The organism is Streptomyces cupreus (assembly GCF_014257025.1).
Classification (GTDB): domain Bacteria; phylum Actinomycetota; class Actinomycetes; order Streptomycetales; family Streptomycetaceae; genus Streptomyces; species Streptomyces cupreus.
In genome coordinates this window covers 48815-71423 of sequence record NZ_JACMSF010000007.1, presented here as the reverse complement: position 1 = coordinate 71423, position 22609 = coordinate 48815, and the positions used below count along the sequence as shown (strand labels likewise).

The 22609-nt window shown below is 70.4% G+C and carries 18 protein-coding genes; 9 read left to right on the top strand and 9 right to left on the bottom strand.

The features are described from left to right. Window positions 1-9: 9 nt before the first annotated feature. Window positions 10-999, top strand: a complete 990-nt coding sequence (locus H4N64_RS08885) for a COX15/CtaA family protein (protein ID WP_222108738.1) — start codon at window positions 10-12, stop codon at window positions 997-999. A gap of 7 nt (window positions 1000-1006) precedes the next feature. Here H4N64_RS08885 and H4N64_RS08880 read toward each other — a convergent pair whose 3' ends face one another. From H4N64_RS08880 to H4N64_RS08870, 3 genes are all read right to left on the bottom strand, one after another. Beyond that, window positions 1007-2113, bottom strand: coding sequence for an amidohydrolase family protein (locus H4N64_RS08880; protein WP_186281577.1), 1107 nt, complete (start codon window positions 2111-2113; stop codon window positions 1007-1009). A 77-nt stretch (window positions 2114-2190) separates the two neighbouring features. Next, complete coding sequence (locus H4N64_RS08875; protein ID WP_186281576.1) at window positions 2191-2523, bottom strand: hypothetical protein; 333 nt, start codon at window positions 2521-2523, stop codon at window positions 2191-2193. Window positions 2524-2597: 74 nt separating this feature from the next. After that, a complete protein-coding gene (locus H4N64_RS08870) occupies window positions 2598-3551 on the bottom strand; it encodes a heme o synthase (RefSeq protein ID WP_186281794.1) in 954 nt (317 codons plus the stop codon). A gap of 355 nt (window positions 3552-3906) precedes the next feature. Here H4N64_RS08870 and tkt point away from each other — a divergent pair, with 355 nt between their 5' ends. From tkt to pgl, 5 genes are read left to right on the top strand one after another with little or no spacing between them, the layout of a single operon-like run. Beyond that, window positions 3907-5994: a transketolase gene (tkt, locus tag H4N64_RS08865; protein ID WP_186281575.1), complete on the top strand. Its 2088-nt coding sequence runs from the start codon at window positions 3907-3909 to the stop codon at window positions 5992-5994. Window positions 5995-6027: 33 nt separating this feature from the next. Continuing rightward, entirely contained in the window at window positions 6028-7146 is a 1119-nt protein-coding gene (tal, locus tag H4N64_RS08860; protein WP_186281574.1) for a transaldolase, read from the top strand. 4 nt (window positions 7147-7150) lie between these two features. Beyond that, window positions 7151-8674, top strand: coding sequence for a glucose-6-phosphate dehydrogenase (zwf, locus tag H4N64_RS08855; RefSeq protein ID WP_186281573.1), 1524 nt, complete (start codon window positions 7151-7153; stop codon window positions 8672-8674). After that, window positions 8671-9702 (top strand): glucose-6-phosphate dehydrogenase assembly protein OpcA, encoded by a 1032-nt coding sequence (gene opcA, locus H4N64_RS08850; RefSeq protein ID WP_186281572.1) that lies wholly within the window; start codon window positions 8671-8673, stop codon window positions 9700-9702. Before zwf ends, opcA begins: the two co-directional genes overlap by 4 nt. Beyond that, the gene (gene pgl, locus H4N64_RS08845; RefSeq protein ID WP_186281571.1) at window positions 9699-10481 is read left to right on the top strand and encodes a 6-phosphogluconolactonase; all 783 of its coding nucleotides are present in this window, start codon (window positions 9699-9701) and stop codon (window positions 10479-10481) included. Before opcA ends, pgl begins: the two co-directional genes overlap by 4 nt. Before the next feature lie 67 nt (window positions 10482-10548). Here the strand turns inward: pgl and H4N64_RS08840 are convergent, their stop codons facing one another. From H4N64_RS08840 to H4N64_RS08820, 5 genes are all read right to left on the bottom strand, one after another. Then, entirely contained in the window at window positions 10549-11388 is an 840-nt protein-coding gene (locus tag H4N64_RS08840) for a carbohydrate ABC transporter permease (protein ID WP_186281570.1), read from the bottom strand. After that, window positions 11385-12740 carry a carbohydrate ABC transporter permease gene (locus H4N64_RS08835; RefSeq protein WP_186281569.1) on the bottom strand — a complete coding sequence of 452 codons (1356 nt, stop codon included), beginning with the start codon at window positions 12738-12740 and terminating at the stop codon, window positions 11385-11387. The genes H4N64_RS08840 and H4N64_RS08835 overlap by 4 nt, the downstream gene beginning before the upstream one ends. 6 nt (window positions 12741-12746) lie before the next feature. After that, a complete protein-coding gene (locus H4N64_RS08830) occupies window positions 12747-14063 on the bottom strand; it encodes an ABC transporter substrate-binding protein (RefSeq protein ID WP_186281568.1) in 1317 nt (438 codons plus the stop codon). A 39-nt stretch (window positions 14064-14102) separates the two neighbouring features. Then, on the bottom strand, window positions 14103-15713 hold the full coding sequence (locus H4N64_RS08825; RefSeq protein ID WP_186281567.1) for a glycoside hydrolase family 13 protein: 1611 nt from the start codon (window positions 15711-15713) through the stop codon (window positions 14103-14105). Between the two features lie 143 nt (window positions 15714-15856). Next, complete coding sequence (locus H4N64_RS08820) at window positions 15857-17128, bottom strand: ABC transporter substrate-binding protein (RefSeq protein ID WP_186281566.1); 1272 nt, start codon at window positions 17126-17128, stop codon at window positions 15857-15859. A 122-nt stretch (window positions 17129-17250) separates the two neighbouring features. Between H4N64_RS08820 and H4N64_RS08815 the strand changes: the two genes are divergently transcribed. The 3 genes from H4N64_RS08815 to H4N64_RS08805 are packed head-to-tail and all read left to right on the top strand — an operon-like array spanning window position 17251 to window position 20837. After that, a complete protein-coding gene (locus tag H4N64_RS08815; RefSeq protein WP_186281565.1) occupies window positions 17251-17766 on the top strand; it encodes a helix-turn-helix transcriptional regulator in 516 nt (171 codons plus the stop codon). Next, window positions 17763-18515, top strand: a complete 753-nt coding sequence (locus tag H4N64_RS08810) for an ABC transporter ATP-binding protein (protein ID WP_186281564.1) — start codon at window positions 17763-17765, stop codon at window positions 18513-18515. The genes H4N64_RS08815 and H4N64_RS08810 overlap by 4 nt, the downstream gene beginning before the upstream one ends. A 39-nt stretch (window positions 18516-18554) precedes the next feature. Then, window positions 18555-20837, top strand: a complete 2283-nt coding sequence (locus H4N64_RS08805) for an ABC transporter permease (protein ID WP_186281563.1) — start codon at window positions 18555-18557, stop codon at window positions 20835-20837. A gap of 69 nt (window positions 20838-20906) precedes the next feature. On the opposite strand, the gene pgi is transcribed toward H4N64_RS08805, so the two are convergent. Next, window positions 20907-22559, bottom strand: a complete 1653-nt coding sequence (gene pgi / locus H4N64_RS08800) for a glucose-6-phosphate isomerase (protein ID WP_186281562.1) — start codon at window positions 22557-22559, stop codon at window positions 20907-20909. Between the last annotated feature and the right edge of the window lie 50 nt (window positions 22560-22609).

The window sequence follows — 22609 nt, the reverse complement described above, 5'->3', positions numbered from 1 at the left end:
GTGCCAAATCTGACCCGCGCCGACGCCGTAGCGGCCGTGCGCAACCCGCTCGCCTTCATCGCCGCACGCTGGACCCCGGATCCTAAGACGGTTCAGCGGGCGGCCCTCGCCGCGCTCGTCATGTCGGTGGTCATCGTGGTCACCGGCGGCGCGGTGCGGCTGACCGGCTCCGGGCTCGGCTGTCCGACCTGGCCCAAGTGCACCGAGGACTCGATCAACAACACCGCCGAGATGGGCATCCACGGCTACATCGAGTTCGGCAACCGCATGCTGACGTACGTGCTGTGCGCCGCCGTCGGCTGGGCGATCATCGCAGCCCGCTCCGAGAAGCCGTACCGGCGGGGCCTGACCCGGCTCGGCTGGGCGCAGTTCTGGGTGGTGATGGGCAACGCGGTCCTCGGCGGGATCGTCGTGCTGGTCGGTCTGAACCCGTACACGGTCGCCGCGCACTTCCTGCTCTCCACAGTGCTGATCGCGGTCGCCACCGTGATGTGGCAGCGCACCCGGGAGGGCGACGCGGCACCGCGTCCGCTGGTCGGCAAGGCCGTGCAGCAGCTGGTCCGGGTCCTGCTCGTGGTCACCGTGCTGCTGATCGCGGTCGGCACGGTCGTCACCGGCGCGGGACCGCACGCGGGCGACTCGAGCGAGGTCGAGCGCATGCCGCTGGACTGGGAGAACGTCAGCAAGCTGCACGCGGTCCTGGCCTGGATCGTGGTGACGCTGACCTTCGCCCTGTGGTTCGTCCTCAAGGCGGTCGACGCCCCGCGCGGGCCCTTGTCCCGCACGCGCGACCTGTTCCTGGTCCTCCTCGCGCAGGGTGCCATCGGGTACGTCCAGTACTTCACCGATCTGCCCGAGGTCCTGGTGGGAGCCCACATGTTCGGCTCCTGCCTGGTGTGGATCGCGACACTGCGGGTCCTGCTGTCGCTGCGGGAGAGGCCGTCCGCGGAGATCGAGGTTCCGGGTCCGGCCGCCGAATCCACGCTGACCAGGGCCTGAGCCCGGCTCAGTCCAGCCCGTACACCCGCCGGGCGTTCCCCGCCGCGATCAGCCCCGCCACCCGCTGGGCGTCCGCCAGGGACCACGCGCCCTCCGCGACCCAGGTGCCGAGCACCCGGCCGAGGGCCTCGCGGAAGAGGCGGGCGCCCACTACATGGAGCTCCGGGAGTTCCTGGCCACCACTGGAGAAGAGGATCTTGCCGAAGGGGGCGAGTTCCAGGATCTCCGCGAGGACCGTCGCCGCGCGGGCGCCGGTGCGGACCAGGGCGGCGCCCGAGTCGGCGTAGACGTGGGGGAAGACGCCGGCCAGGTGGGCGGCGTGCCGGTGGTACGGGTAGCTGTGCAGCAGGATCAGGTCGGTGCCGAGGCCCGCCGTCGCGCGGACGAGGTCCGTCAGGAGGACCGGGTCCGTACGGTCGATGCGCAGGCCCGGTTCGCCCAGGCCCGCGTGCAGTTGGAGCGGCAGGCCCGAGGCGACCGCGCTCCACAGCAGATGCCGTAACAGCACCGGGTCGGTCAGCTCGCCGCCCACCCTGCGCCCGGCCAGCCAGCGGCCCGCCGCGCCGCGCACCTCGCCGGGACCCGGCGGCTCGGGCGCCAGCGCGAGTCCGTGCCGTACGCCCGCGACCGAGGTGAAGGCAACCGCGTGCGCGGCCGCGCCGTGAACCGATTCGGCGAGGTTGGCCAGGAAGGAATCGACGGTTCCCGAGGTATCGGCGACCTGTTCCGCAAGGAGTTCCAGGCGCACGATCTCGTGTGCCCGCGCGGCCCCGGTGCAGGCCAGTTCGTCGGGTCCGGTGAGGTCGCCGGGCAGTCCGGTGTCGACCAGGTACGTGGTGATGCCGCTGCCGCGCAGCAGCCGCCGACCCGCCTCCTGTACGCCGAGTTCACGACGCCGGGCGAGATAGCGGGCGGGCGGACAGTGCGGTTCCAGGCCGAGCAGCGGGGGACACCAGCGCCGTACGGCGAAACCCGTCTGGGTGTCGAAGAGGGTCGTGCCGGGGGCCGGCGGGCCCTCGGTGCGGGCGAGTCGGGCCTCGAAGGTGCCGAGGCCCAGCTCCGTGCGCAGCACTCCGTGGCAGTACTGGTCCACGAGGGACGGCGTTTCGATCATCCGGACTCCCCGTGCTCGCCTTTAAGGGGCTTAACGGGTGAGCCGGGGTTCAGGTTCGGGGGCTGCGGCGAGGTTCCTCAGCCGTTCTTCGGGCCGCCGACCTGAATTCCGGCCATCCGGGTCCACTCGTAGGGGCCCGTCTTCACCTTCGCCGCGAACTCGCCGTCGAATTCTTCGTGAACAGTGATGCCGGCCTTCTGCACCGCCTGTTCGGCGATCTCGTGCGTCGGGGCCACCAGGTTGCCCCAGTTGCCGTCCTCGCCGACGAGAGCGATCCGGGCGCCGCGCTGCCCCATGTAGGCCACCTGGGCCTCGGCGCCGCCGTGTGCCTTGGAGAAGGCGCTGATCTGCCTGGCGAGCTTGGCCGCCCGGCGCTCGGCCTTCGCGTCAACCGCTTGCGTGTCTGCCATGGTCAGGATGCTACCGACGAGTAGACCAAAGGGCGATGCCGAGGCGGAGTGACCCTTGCCTCAGGACGGGTCCACTACCTCAGGAAGGGGTCCACGGCCACGGCGACGAACAGCAGCGAGACATAGGTGATGGACCAGTGGAACAGCCGCATCTCCTTCAGCTTCGCGCCCGTCACCTCGGCCTTCGCCCGGTTCTGCAGGGCGTGCGCCTCCCACAGCCACCAGCCGCCCGCCACCAGGGCGACCAGCGTGTAGAACCAGCCCGTGTAGCCGAGCGGGGTGAGCAGCAGCGAGACCGCGACCATGACCCAGCTGTAGAGCACGATCTGCTTGGCGACGGTCTTGTTGGAGGCCACGACCGGGAGCATCGGCACGCCCACGCGCGCGTAGTCGTCCTTCACCTTCATCGACAGCGGCCAGTAGTGCGGCGGCGTCCAGAAGAACATGACGAGGAACAGCACGACCGGCGCCCACGACAGCGAGTTCGTGACGGAGGACCAGCCGATCAGCACGGGCATACAGCCCGCGATACCGCCCCACACGATGTTCTGGGAGGTACGGCGCTTGAGGATCATCGTGTAGACGACGACGTAGAAGAGGAGTGCGCCGAGGGCGAGCCAGGCCGAGAGCCAGTTGACGGTGAGGCCGAACAGCAGGGTGGAGACGACCGCCAGGGTGATGCCGAAGGCCAGGCACTCGCGCGGGCTGACCATGCCGGTGACCAGCGGGCGCTGCGAGGTGCGGTCCATGAGCGCGTCGATGTCACGGTCGATGTACATGTTGAGCGCGTTGGCGCCGCCCGCGGAGAGGTAGCCGCCGAGGCAGGTGAGCAGCACGAGCTTGAGATCGGGCACGCCCTGCTGCGCCAGGAACATCACCGGGACGGTGGTGATCAGCAGCAGTTCGATGATCCGCGGCTTGGTCAGCGCCACGAACGCCTTGACCCGCGCCCCGATCGGCCGCCGGCTCGGGCTCTGGCTCGTCCCGATAATCCCCGCTGGACGGGATTCAACGGCCGTCACGCACACCCCTGACAGAGACATCCCAGCGAGCCTCCCAGTGTGAAGTCCCGGTAAAGGCTCGCGCGTACCACGCCACTGTAGACGTTGCCCAGACCCCGACATTCGCGGGGGTGGCCTCGTGTTGGCAGGCACGACCGGAAGAGCCGGTCGGCACTCTGTTGAGCACTCGTTCGAGCGGCTTCGTATTCACTTGCCGAACACGTTACGGACCAGTCGGCAGGCGGATCCCGGCGAGTCCCGGCAGTCTGGAATGACTCGAAAAAACGCACGTACATACGGGGGTAGGCTCGACAACGGCCGGGGCGCTCCGTGCACCGGCAATTCGACATGCGTGACATGTGGAGAGGAGCCCTGACCCAGGGTGAGCACCAAGCCGACCACCACAGACCTCGACTGGACCGAGCTGGACCAGCGGGCCGTGGACACCGCCCGCGTCCTGGCCGCCGACGCCGTACAGAAGGTCGGCAACGGCCATCCCGGTACGGCGATGAGCCTTGCGCCTGCCGCGTACACCCTCTTCCAGAAGGTGATGCGGCACGACCCGGCGGACGCCGACTGGGTCGCCCGGGACCGCTTCGTGCTGTCCGCGGGCCACTCGTCCCTGACCCTCTACACCCAGCTGTACCTGGCCGGCTTCGGCCTGGAGCTGGACGACCTCAAGTCGTTCCGGACCTGGGGCTCGAAGACCCCCGGCCACCCGGAGTACGGCCACACCACGGGCGTCGAGACCACCACGGGCCCGCTCGGCCAGGGTGTCGCCAACGCGGTGGGCATGGCGATGGCCGCCCGCTACGAGCGCGGTCTGTTCGACCCGGAGGCTCCCGTCGGTGAGTCCCCGTTCGACCACTTCGTCTACTGCGTCGCCGGTGACGGCTGCCTCCAGGAGGGCATCTCCGCCGAGGCCTCCTCGCTCGCCGGCCACCAGGAGCTCGGCAACCTCATCCTGCTGTGGGACGACAACCACATCTCGATCGAGGGCGACACCGAGACGGCCGTCTCCGAGGACGTCACCAAGCGGTACGAGGCGTACGGCTGGCATGTGCAGCGCGTCGAGCCGCAGGCCAACGGCGACCTCGACCCGGCCGCCATCTACGCGGCCGTCCAGAAGGCGAAGGCCGTCACGGACAAGCCGTCGTTCATCGCGATGCGCTCGATCATCGCCTGGCCGGCCCCGAACGCGCAGAACACCGAGGCCGCGCACGGCTCGGCGCTCGGCGACGACGAGGTCGCGGCCACCAAGCGCGTCCTCGGCTTCGACCCGGAGCAGTCCTTCGAGGTCGCCGACGAGGTGATCGACCACACCCGCCAGGCGCTGGAGCGCGGCCGTCAGGCCAAGGCGGAGTGGGAGAAGTCCTTCCAGGAGTGGCGCAACAACAGCCCGGAGCGCGCCGCGGAGTTCGACCGCATCAGCAGGGGTGAGCTGCCCGAGGGCTGGGAGTCCGCGATCCCGGTCTTCGAGCCCGGCAAGGGTGTCGCCACCCGCGCCGCGTCCGGCAAGGTGCTCCAGGCGCTCGGCCCGGTCGTCCCGGAGCTGTGGGGCGGCTCGGCCGACCTGGCGGGCTCCAACAACACGACGATCGACAAGACGTCGTCGTTCCTCCCGGCGGACAACCCGCTGCCCGAGGCGAACCCGTACGGCCGCACGATCCACTTCGGTATCCGCGAGCACTCCATGGCCGCGGAGATGAACGGCATCACGCTGCACGGCAACACCCGTGTCTACGGCGGTACGTTCCTGGTGTTCTCCGACTACATGCGCAACGCCGTGCGTCTGTCGGCGCTGATGCACCTGCCGGTGACGTACGTGTGGACGCACGACTCCATCGGTCTCGGTGAGGACGGCCCGACGCACCAGCCGGTCGAGCACCTCGCCTCGCTGCGCGCCATCCCGGGCCTGAACGTGGTCCGCCCGGCGGACGCCAACGAGACCGCCATCGCCTGGCGCGAGATCCTCAAGCGGTACACCAAGGTCTTCGGCAAGGGCCAGCCGCACGGCCTGGCGCTGACCCGTCAGGGTGTGCCGACGTACGAGCCCAACGAGGATGCCGCCAAGGGTGGTTACGTCCTGTTCGAGGCCTCGACGGGGACGCCCGAGGTGATCCTGATCGCCACCGGTTCCGAGGTGCACGTGGCCGTCGCGGCGCGCGAGCAGCTGGAGGCCGACGGGGTGCCCACGCGCGTCGTGTCCATGCCGTCCGTGGAGTGGTTCGAGGAGCAGGACCAGGGGTACCGGGACAGCGTTCTGCCGCCCGCGGTCAAGGCACGTGTCGCGGTGGAGGCCGGTATCGGACTCACCTGGCACAAGTACGTCGGGGACGCCGGCCGCATCGTTTCGCTGGAGCACTTCGGTGCTTCGGCCGACGGCAAGGTCCTTTTCCAGGAGTACGGCTTCACTGCGGAGAACGTGGCCGCGAAGGCCCGGGAATCCGTCGCCGCCGCCCAGCGCTGACGCTCACATACGACACGTAGGAGATGTAATTCCATGACAGACGCACTCAAGCGCCTCTCCGAGGAAGGCGTCGCGATCTGGCTGGACGACCTGTCGCGCAAGCGGATCACGTCCGGCAACCTCGCCGAGCTGATCGACCAGCAGCACGTCGTGGGCGTCACCACCAACCCGACCATCTTCCAGAAGGCGATCTCGTCGGGCGACGGTTACGAGCAGCAGCTCGCCGACCTCGCCGCCCGCAAGGTCACCGTCGACGAGGCGGTCCGCATGATCACCACGGCGGACGTCCGGGACGCCGCCGACATCCTGCACCCGGTCTTCGAGGCGACCGGCGGCCAGGACGGCCGGGTGTCGATCGAGGTCGACCCGCGGCTCGCGCACAACACCAAGGCGACGATCGCCGAGGCCAAGCAGCTCGCCTGGCTGGTGGACCGCCCCAACACGCTGATCAAGATCCCGGCCACCAAGGCGGGCCTGCCGGCCATCACCGAGGTGATCGGCAACGGCATCAGCGTCAACGTCACGCTGATCTTCTCGCTGGAGCGTTACCGCGAGGTCATGGACGCCTACCAGGCGGGCCTGGAGAAGGCCAAGGAGAAGGGGCTCGACCTGTCCCTGATCCACTCGGTGGCGTCCTTCTTCGTGTCCCGTGTGGACACCGAGATCGACAAGCGGATCGACGCGCTCGGCACCGACGAGGCCAAGGCCGCCCGCGGCAAGGCCGGCGTCGCCAACGCGCGTCTGGCCTACCAGGCGTACGAAGAGGTGTTCGGCACCGACCGCTGGAGCGCGCTGGAGAAGGCGGGCGCCAACAAGCAGCGCCCGCTGTGGGCCTCCACCGGTGTGAAGGACCCGGCCTACAAGCCGACCTTGTACGTCGACGAGCTGGTGGCCCCGAACACGGTGAACACCATGCCCGAGGCCACCCTGCAGGCCACCGAGGAAGGTGGCCAGATCCGCGGCAACGCCGTCGCCGGCACCTACGAGCAGGCCCGCGCCGAGCTCGACGCCGTCGAGAAGCTCGGGATCTCGTACGACGACGTGGTGCAGCTGCTGGAGGACGAGGGCGTCGATAAGTTCGAGGCGTCCTGGAACGACCTGCTGAAGTCGACCGAGGCGGAGCTCAACCGCCTCGCCCCCTCGGAGGGCTGATCTCTTGTCGAGCAGCAACCCGCTGCGTGACCCCGCCGACCGACGGCTCCCGCGTATCGCGGGGCCGTCGGGCCTGGTCATCTTCGGCGTCACGGGCGATTTGTCACGAAAGAAGCTCATGCCCGCCGTGTACGACCTCGCGAACCGGGGTCTGCTGCCGCCGGGTTTCTCGCTGGTCGGCTTCGCCCGGCGTGAGTGGCAGAACGAGGACTTCGCCCAGGAGGTCCACGACGCGGTCAAGGAGCACGCCCGCACCCCCTTCCGCGAGGAGGTCTGGCACCAGCTCATCCAGGGCATGCGGTTCGTCCAGGGCACCTTCGACGACGACGAGGCCTTCGAGCGGCTGCGCGACACCATCGACGAGCTGGACAAGGCACAGGGCACCGGCGGCAACTTCGCCTTCTACCTGTCCGTGCCGCCGCGCTCCTTCCCGGTGGTCATCCAGCAGCTGAAGAAGCACGGTCTCGCCGACCAGTCGGGCGGCTCCTGGCGCCGCGCGGTCATCGAGAAGCCCTTCGGCCACGACCTGAAGTCGGCCGAGGAGCTCAACAAGGTCGTGCACGAGGTCTTCGCCCCGGACCAGGTCTTCCGGATCGACCACTACCTGGGCAAGGAGACCGTCCAGAACATCCTGGCGCTGCGCTTCGCCAACACCATGTTCGAGCCGATCTGGAACCGGTCCTTCGTGGACCACGTCCAGATCACCATGGCCGAGGACATCGGCATCGGCGGCCGCGCCGGCTACTACGACGGCATCGGCGCCGCCCGTGACGTCATCCAGAACCATCTGCTCCAGTTGATGGCCCTGACGGCCATGGAGGAGCCCGCCTCCTTCGACGCGGACGCGCTGGCCGCCGAGAAGACCAAGGTGCTCGGTGCCGTACGGCTGCCGAAGGACCTGGGCCGGGACACCGTGTTCGCGCAGTACGCGGCAGGCTGGCAGGGTGGCGAGAAGGCGGTCGGCTACCTCCAGGAGGAGGGCATCGACCCCAAGTCGAAGACCGACACCTACGCCGCGATCAAGCTGGAGGTCGACAACCGCCGCTGGGCGGGCGTCCCCTTCTATCTGCGCACCGGAAAGCGCCTCGGCCGCCGGGTCACGGAGATCGCGGTGGTCTTCCAGCGGGCCCCGCACTCCCCCTTCGACCACACGGCGACGGAGGAGCTCGGCAAGAACGCGATCGTGATCCGCGTCCAGCCGGACGAGGGCGTCACGGTCCGCTTCGGCTCCAAGGTGCCCGGCACCTCGATGGAGATCCGGGACGTGTCCATGGACTTCGCCTACGGCGAGTCCTTCACGGAGTCCAGCCCGGAGGCGTACGAGCGCCTGATCCTGGACGTCCTGCTCGGCGACTCGAACCTCTTCCCGCGCACCGAGGAGGTCGAGCTGTCCTGGAAGATCCTCGATCCGATCGAGGAGTACTGGGACAAGAGCGGCATTCCGGCCCAGTACCCGGCCGGTACCTGGGGTCCCGTCGAGGCGGACGACATGCTGGAGCGAGACGGACGGAGCTGGCGCCGGCCATGAAGACAGACCTGACCGACACCACGGCCAGCAAGATAAACAAGGCCCTCGTCCAGGGGCGCCGGGCCATCGGCACCCCTGCCGTCGGCATGGTGCTCACGCTGGTCATCGTGACGGACGAGGAGAACGCGTACGACGCGCTCAAGGCCGCGAACGACGCCTCGCGCGAGCACCCCTCGCGCACGCTCGTGGTCATCAAGCGCGTCTCGCGCTCGCCCCGCGACCGTACGAAGTCCCGCCTGGACGCCGAGGTGCGGGTGGGCGCGGACGCGGGCACCGGCGAGACGATCGTGCTGCGGCTGTACGGCGATGTCGTCAGCCACGCCCAGTCGGTGGTCCTGCCGCTGCTGCTGCCGGACGCGCCGGTCGTGGTCTGGTGGCCGGTGAACGCGCCGCTGGACCCGGCCAGCGACCCGCTGGGCGCGCTGGCGCAGCGCCGGGTGACCGACACCTATGCCTCCGAGCAGCCGGTACGGGACCTGGAGGCACGGGCCGGCACCTACACCCCCGGCGACACGGACCTGTCGTGGACCCGCATCACGCCCTGGCGTTCGATGCTGGCGGCGGCCCTGGACCAGGTCGTGTGCGAGGTCAAGGGCGTCGAGGTGGAGGGCGAGGAGTTCAACCCGAGCTGTGAGCTGCTGGCGATGTGGCTCGCGGACCGCCTTGACGTCCCCGTGAAGCGGTCGCTGTCGTCGGGCCCCGGTCTGACGGCGGTGCGGCTGGCCACCGACTGCGGCCCGATCGTGCTCGACCGGGCGGACGGCTCGCTGGCGACCCTGTCCATCCAGGGCCAGCCGGACCGCGCCGTGGCGCTCAAGCGGCGTGAAACGGCCGAGCTGATCGCGGAGGAGCTGCGGCGGCTCGACCCGGACGACACGTACGCCTCGGCGCTGCGGTTCGGGGTGGAGCGGCTGAACACGGCCGACGAGGAGCCGGTCGCGGTGGAGACTCCGGAGGAGGAGGCCGCGAAGGCGCCCGCCAAGAAGGCCGCGAAGAAGGCTCCGGCGAAGAAGGCGGCGGCGAAGTGAGCACTCCGCAGCTGGTCGTGCACCGCGACAAGGAGCTGATGGCGCAGGCCGCGGCGGCCCGGCTGATCACGAAGGTCGTGGACGCCCAGGCCTCCCGGGGCTACGCCTCCGTGGTCCTCACCGGCGGCCGCAACGGCAACGGCCTGCTGGCTGCGCTGGCCGCCGCACCGGCCCGGGACGCCATCGACTGGGGGCGGCTCGACCTGTGGTGGGGTGACGAGCGGTTCCTGCCCGAAGGGGATCCGGAGCGCAATGTCACGCAGGCCCGTGAGGCCCTGCTGGACTCGGTGCCCCTGGATCCCAAGCGGGTGCACGCCATGCCCGCGTCGGACGGCCCGTACGGTGCGGACGCGGATGCGGCGGCGGCCGCTTACGCCGCGGAGCTGGCCCGTGCGGCGGGTCCGGAGAACCATGGCGCGGTACCGACGTTCGATGTCCTGATGCTGGGCGTCGGACCGGACACGCACGTCGCGTCGCTGTTCCCGGAACTCCCGGCGGTCCGCGAGACGGAACGGACGGTGGTCGGCGTACACGGCGCGCCCAAGCCCCCGCCGACCCGGGTCACCCTCACCCTGCCCGCGATCCGGGCGGCCCGCGAGGTATGGCTGCTGGCGGCAGGCGAGGACAAGGCCCAGGCGGCAGCCATCGCCCTCTCGGGCGCGGGCGAGATCCAGGCCCCGGCGGCGGGCGCGCAGGGCAGACAACGCACGCTGTGGCTCCTGGACGCGGCAGCGGCTTCGCAGTTGCCGCGGTCGCTGTACCCGCCGGCGTCGGCGTAGGACGCGAAGAGCGGTGGGGGCTTCACCGGATCCCCCGTGGACCCGGTGAAGCCCCCACCGCTTCCCCCTACTTCACCGACCCCGCCATCACCCCCTGCACAAAGTGCCGCTGGAACGCGAAGAACACCACGACCGGCACCACCAGCGACACAAACGCCCCCGGCGCCAGCACATCGATGTTGCTGCCGAACTGCCGTATCTGGGACTGGAGTTCCACGGTCAGCGGCTGGGACGCGCTGTCCGCGAAGAGCAGGGCGACCAGCATGTCGTTCCACACCCACAGGAACTGGAAGATGGCGAGGCTGGCGATCGCGGGCCGGCCGACCGGCAGGACGAGCCGGGTGAAGATCCGCCACTCCCCGCCGCCGTCCATCCGCGCGGCCTCCAGCATCTCCTTGGGCATCTCGGCGAAGTAGTTCCGCAGCAGGAACACCGCGAACGGCAGCCCGTAGGCGACATGGAAGAGCACCACGCCGGGAATCGTGCCGAACAGCCCCAACTGGCCGAAGAGTTTGGCCACCGGCAGCAGACCGATCTGCACCGGGACCACCAGCAGCGCCACCACGACCAGGAAGATCGCCTCCCGGCCGGGGAAGTCCAGCCAGGCGAAGGCGTATCCCGCGAGCGCCGCGAGGACCACGACCAGCACGGTCGTCGGTACCGAGATCAGCACGGTGTTCCAGAACGCCTGGGTGATGCCCGCGTTCTCCAGCAGCGCCGAGTAGTTGTCCAGGGACAGCTGGCCCGGGCTGGTGAACACCGTCCACCAGCCGCCTGTCGCGGTGTCCTCGGCCGATCTGAGCGAGGACAGCAGCAGCCCGGCGAGCGGGGTGAGCCAGACCAGGCCGACCAGCACGAGGAAGGCCTGCACCACACTGCTGCCGAGGGTCCGGCGGACGGCGTTCATCGCTGACTCCTTCGGAAGCGGCGGAGGTTGAAGACCATGGCGGGGACGACCAGGAGCAGCAGAAGTACGCCGAGGGCGCTGCCGAGGCCCTGGTTGTTGCCGCCGCCGAACGACACCAGCCACATCTGGGTGGCGAGCACGGTGGCGTCCTCCTGCACCGGCCCGGGCGCGATGATGTAGACGAGGTCGAAGACCTTCATCACATTGATCACCAGCGTCACGAAGACCACGGTCAGCACAGGCGCCAGCAGCGGCACGGTGATCTTCCGGAAGATCTGCCACTCGTTGGCGCCGTCCATCCGCGCCGCCTCCAGCGCGTCCCGCGGCAACGTGGCGAGTCCGGCGCCGATCAGCACCATCGCGAACCCGGTCCAGATCCACAGGTACGCCCCGATGATCGCCGGAGTGACGAGCACGGGACCGAGCCAGGAGATCCCCTCGTAGGGCGCAGCGAAGTTCGAGGCGGGCAACCGTATTTCGTAGTCGCCCCGGTCCAGGCCGGAGAAGCGGAAGGAGCCGTCGGAGGCGGTGGTCGTGGTGGCGGCGGTACTGCCGTCGCGCACGGCCTCGACCTTGATCTCGGGCAGCCCGCTCTCCCGCCGATCGACCTTCCCCTCCTCCCCTCCCCCACCAGGTGTGAAGTCCAGGTAGACGACTCCGCTCAGTTCGCCGGGGGCGGCCTGGCGGGCGGCGGCCCGGTACGCGGGCTCAGCGCCGGCGGGCAGTTCCTTCGGCGGCACACCGACCAGCCCGAGCGTCACCGACTCCCCGGTCGAGGCGCTCGTACGATACGAGCCGTCCGCGGACTTGCTCAGCCCCTGCCCCTCCCTGCCACGCGCCGTCGGGTACGCCGACGTGCCCTTGATCGCGTCGTGCACGGAGACGACGGCGGCGTTGAGGACGCCCTTGTCGGGGTCCTCGTCGTAGGCGAGCCGGAAGATGATGCCGGCGGCGAGGAAGGACACCGCCATCGGCATGAACAGCAGCAGCTTGAACGCGGTGGCCCAGCGGACCTTCTCCACCAGCACGGCCAGGATCAGGCCGAGGCCGGTCAGCAGGGCCGGGGCCACCACGACCCAGATCGCGGTGTTGCGGACGGCCTTGAGGGTGGCCGGGTCGCGGAACATCTCGGAGTAGTTCTCGCCGCCCACGAACTCGGTGCCGGAGGCGTCGAAGAAGCTGCGGCCGACGGAGAACAGCACGGGGTAGACGACGAGCGCGCCGAGCAGGAGCAGCGCGGGGAGGACGAAGAGGAGGGCGATGATCCGCCCGCGCCGCCGCAGGCGCCGGGCCCGTTCGGGGAGGGTGGCGGGCGGCGGGGGGTTCGTCTCCTTGACGAGGGTCGCGGTCATGGTGTGTCAGCCCCGGTAGGCCTTGGCCGCCGCGGCCTCCAGCTTCGCCGCGGTCGCCTTGGGGTCGGAGGGGTCGCGCAGGAAGTCCTGGAGGATCTTCCATTCGCCGGCGCCCTTGGTGCCGCCGAAGGCCGCGGGAGCCTGGTCGGACATGTCGAAGCGGACCGAATCCCCGGCGGCGATCAGGGACTTGGCGGTCGCCCGGGTGACGCCGTCGCTGTACGCGGCCGGGTCGAGTTCCTTGTTCGGCGACAGGAAGCCGCCCGCCTCGGCCCACACGGCAGCGGCCTCGGGCGTCGCCAGGAACTCCACGAGCGCCTGAGCGGCCTTCTGGTTCTTGCCGTCCTTCAGTACGACGGCCGCGTCACCGCCGCTGACGACCGGCGCCTCGCCGCCGTCGACCGCAGGGAACGGGAAGAAGTTGGCGTCGTCGCCGATGGACCTGCCGAACTGGTCCTTGGCGACCCCGGCGACGAAGTCGCCCTCGTAGACCATGCCGGCCTCCGCCTTCGGCCCGAAGACCTTCTCCACCGAGCCCGGGAAGTCGGTGTTCAGGGCGCCGTCCGGGCCACCGGCTATGAGCTGCTCGTCCTTGAAGAGCGTGCCGAGGGTGGTGAGCGCCTCGACCACGCTGGCGTCGGTCCACTTCAGCTCGTGCGCGGCGAGCGCGTCGTACTTCTCGGGCCCTGCCTGGGAGAGATAGACGTTCTCGAACCAGTCGGTGAGCGTCCAGCCGTCCTGTCCGGCGACGGAGAAGGCGGCGAGCCCGGAGTCGGAGACGGTCTGCCCGGCCTTGAGCATCGCCTCGTATGTGCGCGGCGGCTCCACCCCGGCCTGGTCGAGGGCGTCGGGGCTGTACCAGACGGTCGACTTGTGGGCAGCCTTGAAGTAAAGGCCGTAGAACGAGCCGTCGACGCTGCCGTAACTCTTCCAGACGCTCGCGAAGTTGGCGTCGACGGCGCTCTCGGTCTTCTTCGACAGGGGCTTGAGCCAGCCCTGCTGGGCGAACTGCTTGAGGACGCCGACCTGGGGGACGAGGACGACGTCGGGGGCGTTGCCGCCCTCGATCTTGCTGCCGACGACGGTGGAGACGTTGTCGCCGGTGGACATGAACTGGGTCTTGGCGCCGGTCTTCTCGGTGAAGGCGTCCAGCACCTTCTGGAAGTTCTTCTGTTCGCTGCCGGACCAGACCCCGGCCACGGTGACCGTCTGGCCGCTGAGCGCCTGGTCGCCGCCGCCGGCCGTGACGGGGCCGCCGCCGCAGGCGGTCGCGCCGAGGGCCAGGGTGAGGGCGGTGCAGCCCACGAGCAGTCGTCGCATCATCGTTGATGTCCCTTCAAGAGGTTGGGAGTTGACGGAAAATCAGAGGTCGCCGATCCACCAGGCGGCCGTGGAGCCGGGCAGCACCCCGGCCGGGCAGGGGCCGCTGGACAGCAGCGGGGAGCCGGAGACCGGCGCGGGGGCGGGGGCCGTACCGAAGTTGACGGCGCAGACGACCCCGTCGCCGCGGGTGAAGGCGAGGACGCCGGGCGCGCTGTCCAGCCAGCGCAGTTCGCCCTCGCCCAACTGCGGCAGCGAGGCCCGCAGTTGGAGGCCGTCGCGGTACAGGTGCCAGAAGGAGCGGGTGTCGGCGAGGGCCCGGTCGGTGGCGTACTCGGCGAAGTACGAGGGCTGCGGCAGCCAGGGCTTGGCGCCCTCGACCCCGGAGGTGAAGCCGAACGGCGAGGCCTGTCCCGACCAGGGCAGCGGCACCCGGCAGCCGTCCCGGATGCGGGCCCTGTTTCCGGTGCGCCGGAAGATCGGGTCGGTGAGCACGTCGTCGGGCAGATCGACGACCTCGGGCAGCCCCAGCTCCTCGCCCTGGTAGATGTACGCGGCCCCGGGCAGCGCCAGCATCAGCAGCGCGGCGGCGCGGGCGCGGGCGGCACCGAGGCCGCTGCCCTCGGTGGCGGGTTCGCCGTAGCGGGTGACGGTGCGGACCTGGTCGTGGTTGTTGAGGACCCAGGTGACCGTCGAGCCCGTGCCGGCTATGTCCTGCATGGCCTCGGAGATGACCTTGCGGAACGCGTCGGCGTCCCAGGGGGCGCCGAGCAGGTCGAAGAAGAACGCCTGGTGGAGTTCGTCGGGGCGGACGTACAGGGCGTGTTCGCGTGCCGTCGGCACGGACACCTCGCCGACCAGGAGCCGTTCGCGGCCGTCGCGGGCGGTGTACTCCTCGCAGACGGCACGCCACCGGCGCCACACATCGTGCACCTCGGGCTGGTTCCAGGCGAGCGGGTTGACCGAGTCGCGGGTGCGGGCGTCCGCCTCGGGGTCGTCCGAGTCGGGCAGGTCCGGGTGCTTGAACAGGCCGGCGGCGACGTCGATACGGAAGCCGTCGACGCCCCGGTCGAGCCAGAAGCGGAGAGTGCTCTCGAAGTCGGCGGCGACCTCGGGGTCGCGCCAGTTCCAGTCGGGCTGTTCGGGCGTGAACATGTGCAGGTACCACTGGCCGTCGTCGACCCGGGTCCAGGCCGGGCCGCCGAACATGGCGTGCCAGTTGTTGGGCGGCTCCGCGCCCTCGGGACCCCGGCCGTCGGCGAAGTGGAAGCGGGCGCGGGCCGCGCTGCCGGGGGCCGCGTCGAGCGCGGCGCGGAACGCCGGGTGCTCGCTGGAGCAGTGGTTGGGGACGATGTCCAGCAGCACCTTGACGCCGAGCCGCCGGGCGGCCGCCATCAGCAGGTCGAACTCGGCGAGGTCGCCGAAGAGGGGGTCGACATCGCGGTAGTCGGCGACGTCGTAACCGTGGTCGTGCTGCGGCGAGGGATAGAAGGGGCTCAGCCAGATCCCGTCGACGCCGAGCTTCTTCAGATACGGCAGTCCGGCCCGGACCCCGGCGAGATCGCCGACGCCGTCGCCGGTGCTGTCCAGGAAGCTGCGGACGTACACCTGGTAGATCACCGCGTCACGCCACCAGCGGTACTTACTCAACATGTATGCATGTTAGGTAGGCGTGTCGGAGGGGTGTCAATGAAGAGAACAGAGGTTACCGCCGAGTTGGGGTGTTATATGTGGATTTTACGGGCACTCCGAGCCCAGATGAGATACCCGCGTTACCTAACAAGTAACTAGGAGACCTATCGGCCGGAGACGGCGGCCAGCTCGCGCGCCAGTCTCCGCACCGCCGCCTCGGGCGTCGTCCGCCCGGTCATCGCGTCCCGCACGACCGCCTGCACCACCAGGCTGACCTGGTCGTAGCGCGGGCTCTTGGGGCGCGGAGCGGCCGTGAGCACGCTCTCGCGCAGGGTCGGGAGGTACGGGAACTCCCTGATGAGTTCGGCATCCTCGTAGAGGCCGGCCCGCACCGGCGGCAGCGCACCACGCGTGAGCACCTGGCGCTGGACGCGCTCACTGGTCAGGTACGCCATCAGACGCGCCGCGGAGTCGGGGTTCTCGGCATGCGTGCTCACGGCCAGATTGGAGCCGCCGAGCACACTGGTCCCCGGCCCGTCGGGCCCCGGCAACGGCACGGCACCGACCTTCCCGGCGACCGGCGACCCCTCGGCGGAGGCGACGACATACGCGTAGGGCCAGTTGCGGAGGAACAGCAGACGTCCGTCCTGGAATGCCTGCTTGGACTCCTCCTCCTTGTAGGCCAGCGCCCGCTCGGGGATCCAGCCCTCGCGCACCCCGCGCGCCAGGAATCCGATGCCCTCGCGGGCGGCGGCCGAGTCGACGGTGACGCGCTCGCCCTCGCCGCCGAGGATGGACCCGCCCGCCGAGTACACGGCCTCGGCAGCGTTCACGGTGAGCCCCTCGTACGGCAGGAACTGGCCGGCGTAGCCGTCGAGCCCGTGTTTCGGGGCGACGGTCTTCGCGAGGTGCTCCAACTCGTCCCAGGTGCGCGGCGGTTCGACGCCTTCCTCGGCGAGGATGTCCTTGCGGTAGAGGAGGAGGCCGGCGTTGGTGACGTACGGGACGGCATACAGCTGTCCGTCGTAGGTCGCCGTGTCGACGACCGGGGGCAGGAAGGTTTCCAGCGGGAAGCGGTCGCGGGGCAGCGGCCGTATCCAGCCCGCCGCCGCGAACTCGGACGTCCAGTTCACGTCGATGTTCAGCACATCGAACCGGCCGCGGCCGTCGTCGCGCAGGTCGGTGGCCATCTGGGCGTGGGTCTCGTCGGCGGAGTCCGGCAGCTCGACGAGGGTGACCCGTTCCCCGGGGTGCGTGCGGTTCCAGCCCTCCAGGAGGGGACCGAGATAGCCGGTGAGATCGCCTGCGGTGGCCAGGGTGAGCGGACCGCGCCCGCCGTCGGCCGCCTCACCGGACCGCACACCGGAGGCGGCATAACCGGTCAGCACCACGAGCAGGACGAGAAGGCCCCTACCGGCGGTGTGGATCCACCGCATAGGTTCCTCCCTGTACACCGGCACGGGCGTCGTCGCCCGGGTCAGAGGCCATGTATACCTGTTAGGTATGCGCGATACTAGGGTCTGTCGCATATTACCGAGGACCGAGGAGGACAGCACGAGTGCGCCTGCCCCTCCTGGCACTCCTCGCGCGCGGCCCCGCCCACGGCTACGAGCTCAAGCAGGACCTTGAGCAACTGCTGGGCTCGGCGTACCCTCAGCCGAACGTCGGCCAGATCTATGTCACCCTCGGCCGCCTCGAGAAGTCGGGACTGATCGAGGGCGAGGACGTCGAACAGGCCAGCCGACCCAACAAGAAGGTCTACCACCTCACCGAAGCCGGGCGGGAGGCGCTGAGCGCCTGGTTCGAGGAGACCGAGGACGAGCCGCGGGTGCGGGACGAGTTCTTCATGAAGCTGGCCCTCGCTCCCCGGACGAACCTCGCCGACCAGATCGCCCTCATCAACAAACAGCGGCGCCAGTACCTCACCACCATGCGCAATCTCTCCAAGCTGGCCGCCGCCGAAGACCGCGACAACCGCATCGCCCATCTGCTCATCGAGGGCGCGATGCTGCATCTCCAGGCCGACCTCGACTGGCTGGAGCGCTGCCAGGAAGAGCTGGAGGAGCTGGAATGAGCGACGGTCCCGCTCCTGTGCTGCACGCCGAGGGCCTGGTCAAGACGCACTACGGCGAGGGCGCCCCGGCCCACGCCGTGCGCGGCGTCGATCTGCGCGTGGCGCCCGGCGAGTTCACGGCGATCACCGGCCCGTCCGGCGCCGGGAAGTCGACGCTGCTGCATCTGCTGGGCGGACTGCAACGGCCCGACAGCGGCAGCATCCACCTGGACGGCGTGCCGACGGGCACCTGGAGCGAGGCCCGCTGGGCGGTCGAGCGCAGAAAGCGCATCGGGATCGTCTTCCAGTTCTTCAACCTGGTCTCGAACCTGTCCGTCGCCGACAACGTCGAGCTGCCCGCTCTCCTCGCCGGCGTCCCGCCCAGAAAGGCACGCGCCGAGCGGGAGGAGCTGCTGGCCGAGCTGGGCCTCGCGGGCAAGGAGCGCAGCATGCCGGGCGAGCTGTCCGGCGGTGAGCAGCAGCGGGTCGCGCTGGCCCGCGCCCTGGTCAACCATCCCCCGCTGCTGCTCGCCGACGAGCCCGCGGGCAGCCTCGACAGCAAGGGCACCCGCGAGGTGATGCGGCTGCTGTCCCGCTTCCACCAGCGCGGTCAGACGATCCTGCTGGTCACCCATGACGCCCGTCTCGCCAGCGCCGCGGACCGGGTGATCAGCTTCTTCGACGGCCGCATAGCCGACGACGCGACGCTCGACGACGGCACCCCGCCGCGCCGCGCCGGCATATCCGGCGTACTGGAGCTCAGGGACTGATATGCGGGCCTACGACGATCCCCGGGGGGCCTGAGCCGGATGCGAGCCACCCTGCGCTGGGCGCACTCCGATCTGCGCGCGCACCGCGGCGAGGCGCTGTTCCTCGTCCTCGCCACCGCGGGCGTCGTCGTCTCGCTGCTGCTGGCCACGGCACTCTTCGGCTACGCCACCAACCCCTGGCAGCGCGTCTTCACCCAGTCCCGCGGCGCCCACGTATGGCTGCACACAGGCCCCTCCGCCGACGCGGGCAGACTCAACGCCCTCGACGGCGTCGCCTCCGTCGCCGGCCCCTACCCCACCGCCGCCGCCACCCTCGCCTCCCGCGGCGCCCGCGCCTCGGTCGAACTGCGCGGCACCCCCGACCAGCCCGCCATCGGCCGCCCGCTGCTCACCTCCGGGCACTGGCTGGACCCGGCCACCCCCGACGGCGTCGTCCTGGAAACCCGCCTCGCCCACACCCTGCTCGCCGCCCCCGGAGACACCCTCACCCTCCCCGGCACCGCACGGACCCTCACCGTTCTCGGCGTCGCCGACAGCGCCGAGCCCCGCTACCGGCCCGGCGAACGGCCCGGACTCGTCTGGGCCCTGCCGTCCGCCGTGCGCGACCCGAACGGCCAGGTCACAGGGCTGCGCCTGACCGACCCCGAGGACACCGACTACGCCGTCCAGCGCGCCGTCACCGTGCTGGGCGCCGGCGCGGTCGGCGAGGTCACCACCTGGCAGCAGGCGCGCGCCGAGGAACAGGGCGACAACCGGCTGCTCGGCCAGGTGCTCGGCCTGTTCGGCCTCGGGGCCCTGGTCGCCGCGGGGCTCGCCGTGCACGGCGCGATCGGCACCCGCATCCGCGGCCACCTCCGCGACATCTCGATCCTGAAGGCCATCGGCTTCACCCCGGGCCAGGTCGTCCGCGTCTATCTCCTCCAGCACCTCGCCTACGCCCTGCTCGGCGCCGTGTCCGCGGCCGCGCTCACCGAGGCCCTGGGCAACCGGCTCCCCGGCCGCCTCGGTGACGCGATCGGCGTGTGGCAGGGCCTGCCCGGGCACGCGGTGGCCCTGTTCGCGGTGCCGGCCTGCGTGATGCTGTTCATCGCCGCGACCACCGGCCTCGCGGCCTGGCGGGCGGGACGGGTGCCGCCGGTGCCGGTGCCCCGGCCGACGGCTTCGACCGGGGGCGGTCTTTCGGCACCGGTCCGGCGGATGCTGGGGATACGGCTGTCCCCCGCGCTGGTGCTGGGCTGGCACACCGCGTTCACCCGACGTCCGCGCACCCTGGGCACCGTCGCCCGGCTCGCGCTGCCGTTGCTGCTGATCGTGGTGGCGCTCAGCGCGTGGAGCACCATCGACCGCTTCCAGAGCAGACCCGAGCAGATCGGCCTGCCCACCGCGCTCACCGTCCACACGGACTCCGGCATCGGCGCCCGGGACGCCCGCGCGCTGCTGGAAAACGACCCCGAGGTCGCCGCTGTCTACCCCGGCGTCGAGGTCGCGGCACTGGTCCCGGGCCAGACCTCCACGATCGCGCTGCGCGGCCTCGGCACACGCGGGGACCCGTACCCGTACGCCCTGGCCGAGGGCCGTCCCGCGAACGGCCGTGACGAGGCGGTCGCCGGGCAGGGGCTGCTGAATCTGCTGGACGTGCGGGTCGGCGACTGGGTGCGGATGACCGTGGGCGACCAGCCGCAGATCCTGCACATCGTCGGCCGCAGCATCGAACCGGAGAACGCCGGGAGGGTCATCTCGACCTCCCTCGACACACTGCGGGAGAACGACCCGGGCCTCGCCCCGAGCCGCTACGAACTCCGGCTCCGACCGGGCGCCGACGCCTCCGAGGTCGCGGGCCGGCTGGGCGCGGCCGGTCACGGGCACGTGGATGTGCACGCCGTGCCCAACCCCGCCGACGGCCTTTCGCCCTTGCGCGCAGTCGTGGTCGGGCTGATCACGGTGCTGGCGCTGATCGGCCTGATCGAACTCCTGACGGCCATCGGCGGCATGGTCCGCGACGGCGAACGGGATCTGCTGGCCCTGAAGGCGATCGGCCTGTCCCCTCGGCAGATCACGGGGATCACGGTCACGGCGACGGCGTGTACGGCCTTGGCCGCGGTGTTCGCCGGCACGGCGCTGGGGGCGCCGCTCGGGCGGTGGCTGATCGACGCGCAGGGCAGATCGAGCGGCATCGGGGCCGGGATAGCGGACGGCCCGTCCGCCGCTCTCCTGCTGCTGTTCGGAGCGGCGGCGGTCGCCGGAGCGGCAGCGGTCGCCGCGGTCCCGGCGACCCGGGCGGCGAGACGAAGACTGACGGACACGCTCAGCTCGGTCGCCTGAAGTGCCCCAGCCCTGAGGCGGAACATACGGCGGTCGAAGCGGGCGGCCGACCGCCGCCCGCTTCTCGGGTCACCGTCCGCGCAGCTCCCGGTACTTGGCGACCAGCGCCTTGGAAGACGCGTCCAGGCCGGGGACCTCGGCGCCTTCGGTGAGCGCGGGCTCGACCCGCTTGGCGAGGACCTTGCCGAGCTCCACGCCCCACTGGTCGAAGGAGTCGATGTTCCACACGGCGCCCTGCACGAACACCTTGTGCTCGTAGAGCGCGATCAGCTGGCCGAGGACCGACGGGGTCAGCTCTCGGGCCAGGATCGTGGTCGTCGGGTGGTTGCCCTTGAACGTCTTGTGGCTGACCAGCTCCTCCGGCACACCCTCCGCGCGCACCTCCTCCGGCGTCTTGCCGAAGGCCAGCGCCTGGGTCTGGGCGAAGAAGTTCGCCATCAACAGGTCGTGCTGCGCCTTGAGTTCCTCGCTCAGCTCGGCGACCGGCTCGGCGAAGCCGATGAAGTCCGCCGGAATCAGCTTGGTGCCCTGATGGATCAGCTGGTAGTAGGCGTGCTGCCCGTTGGTGCCGGGCGTGCCCCAGACGACGGGTCCGGTCTGCCACTCCACGGGCCGCCCGTCCCGGCCGACGTACTTGCCGTTGGACTCCATGTCGAGCTGCTGGAGGTAGGCCGTGAACTTGGACAGGTAGTGGCTGTAGGGCAGCACGGCATGCGACTGGGCGTCATGGAAGTTGCCGTACCAGATGCCCAACAGGCCCAGCAGCAGCGGAACATTGGACTCGGCGGGGGCGCTCTTGAAGTGCTCGTCGACCAGCCGGAACCCGTCGAGCATCTCCCGGAAGCGGTCCGGGCCGATGGCGATCATCAGGGAGAGGCCGATCGCCGAGTCGTAGGAGTAGCGGCCGCCGACCCAGTCCCAGAACTCGAACATGTTCGCCGTGTCGATGCCGAACTCCGCCACCTTCTCGGTGTTCGTCGACAGCGCCACGAAGTGCTTGGCGACGGCTTCCTGACCGGCGTTCAGCTCCCCCAGCAGCCAGTTGCGCGCCGAGGTGGCGTTGGTGATCGTCTCGATGGTGGTGAAGGTCTTCGAGGCGATGATGAACAGCGTCTCCGCCGCGTCGAGGTCGCGGGTGGCCTCGTGCAGATCGGCGCCGTCGACGTTCGACACGAAACGGACCGTCAGCTCGCGGTCGGTGAACGCGCGCAGCACCTCGTAGGCCATGGCCGGGCCGAGGTCGGAGCCGCCGATGCCGACATTGACGACGTTCTTGATGGGCTTGCCCGTGTGACCGGTCCACGCGCCGGAGCGGACGCGGTCGGCGAAGTCGCTCATCTTGTCGAGGACGGCGTGCACCCCCGGCACGACGTTCTCGCCGTCCACCTCGACGACCGCCTCGCGCGGGGCGCGCAGCGCGGTGTGCAGGACCGCCCGGTCCTCGGTGGTGTTGATCTTCTCGCCGCGGAACATGGCGTCGCGCAGCCCGAACACATCGGTGGCGACGGCCAGCTCACGCAGCAGGCGCAGCGTCTCGTCGGTGACGAGGTGCTTGGAGTAGTCGACATACAGGTCGCCGACCTGGAGCGTGTAGCCGGCGCCGCGGCCGGGGTCGGCGGCGAACAGCTCGCGCAGCCCGACCTCGCCGAGCTCCTCGCGATGCTTGGCCAGCGCGGTCCACTCGGGCGTCTGGTTGAGCCTGGTACGGCCGTCTTGGTTCATCTCGGACTTCAGCCTTCTTTCGTACCTGTCCCCGCTGTTCCAACCTAGTT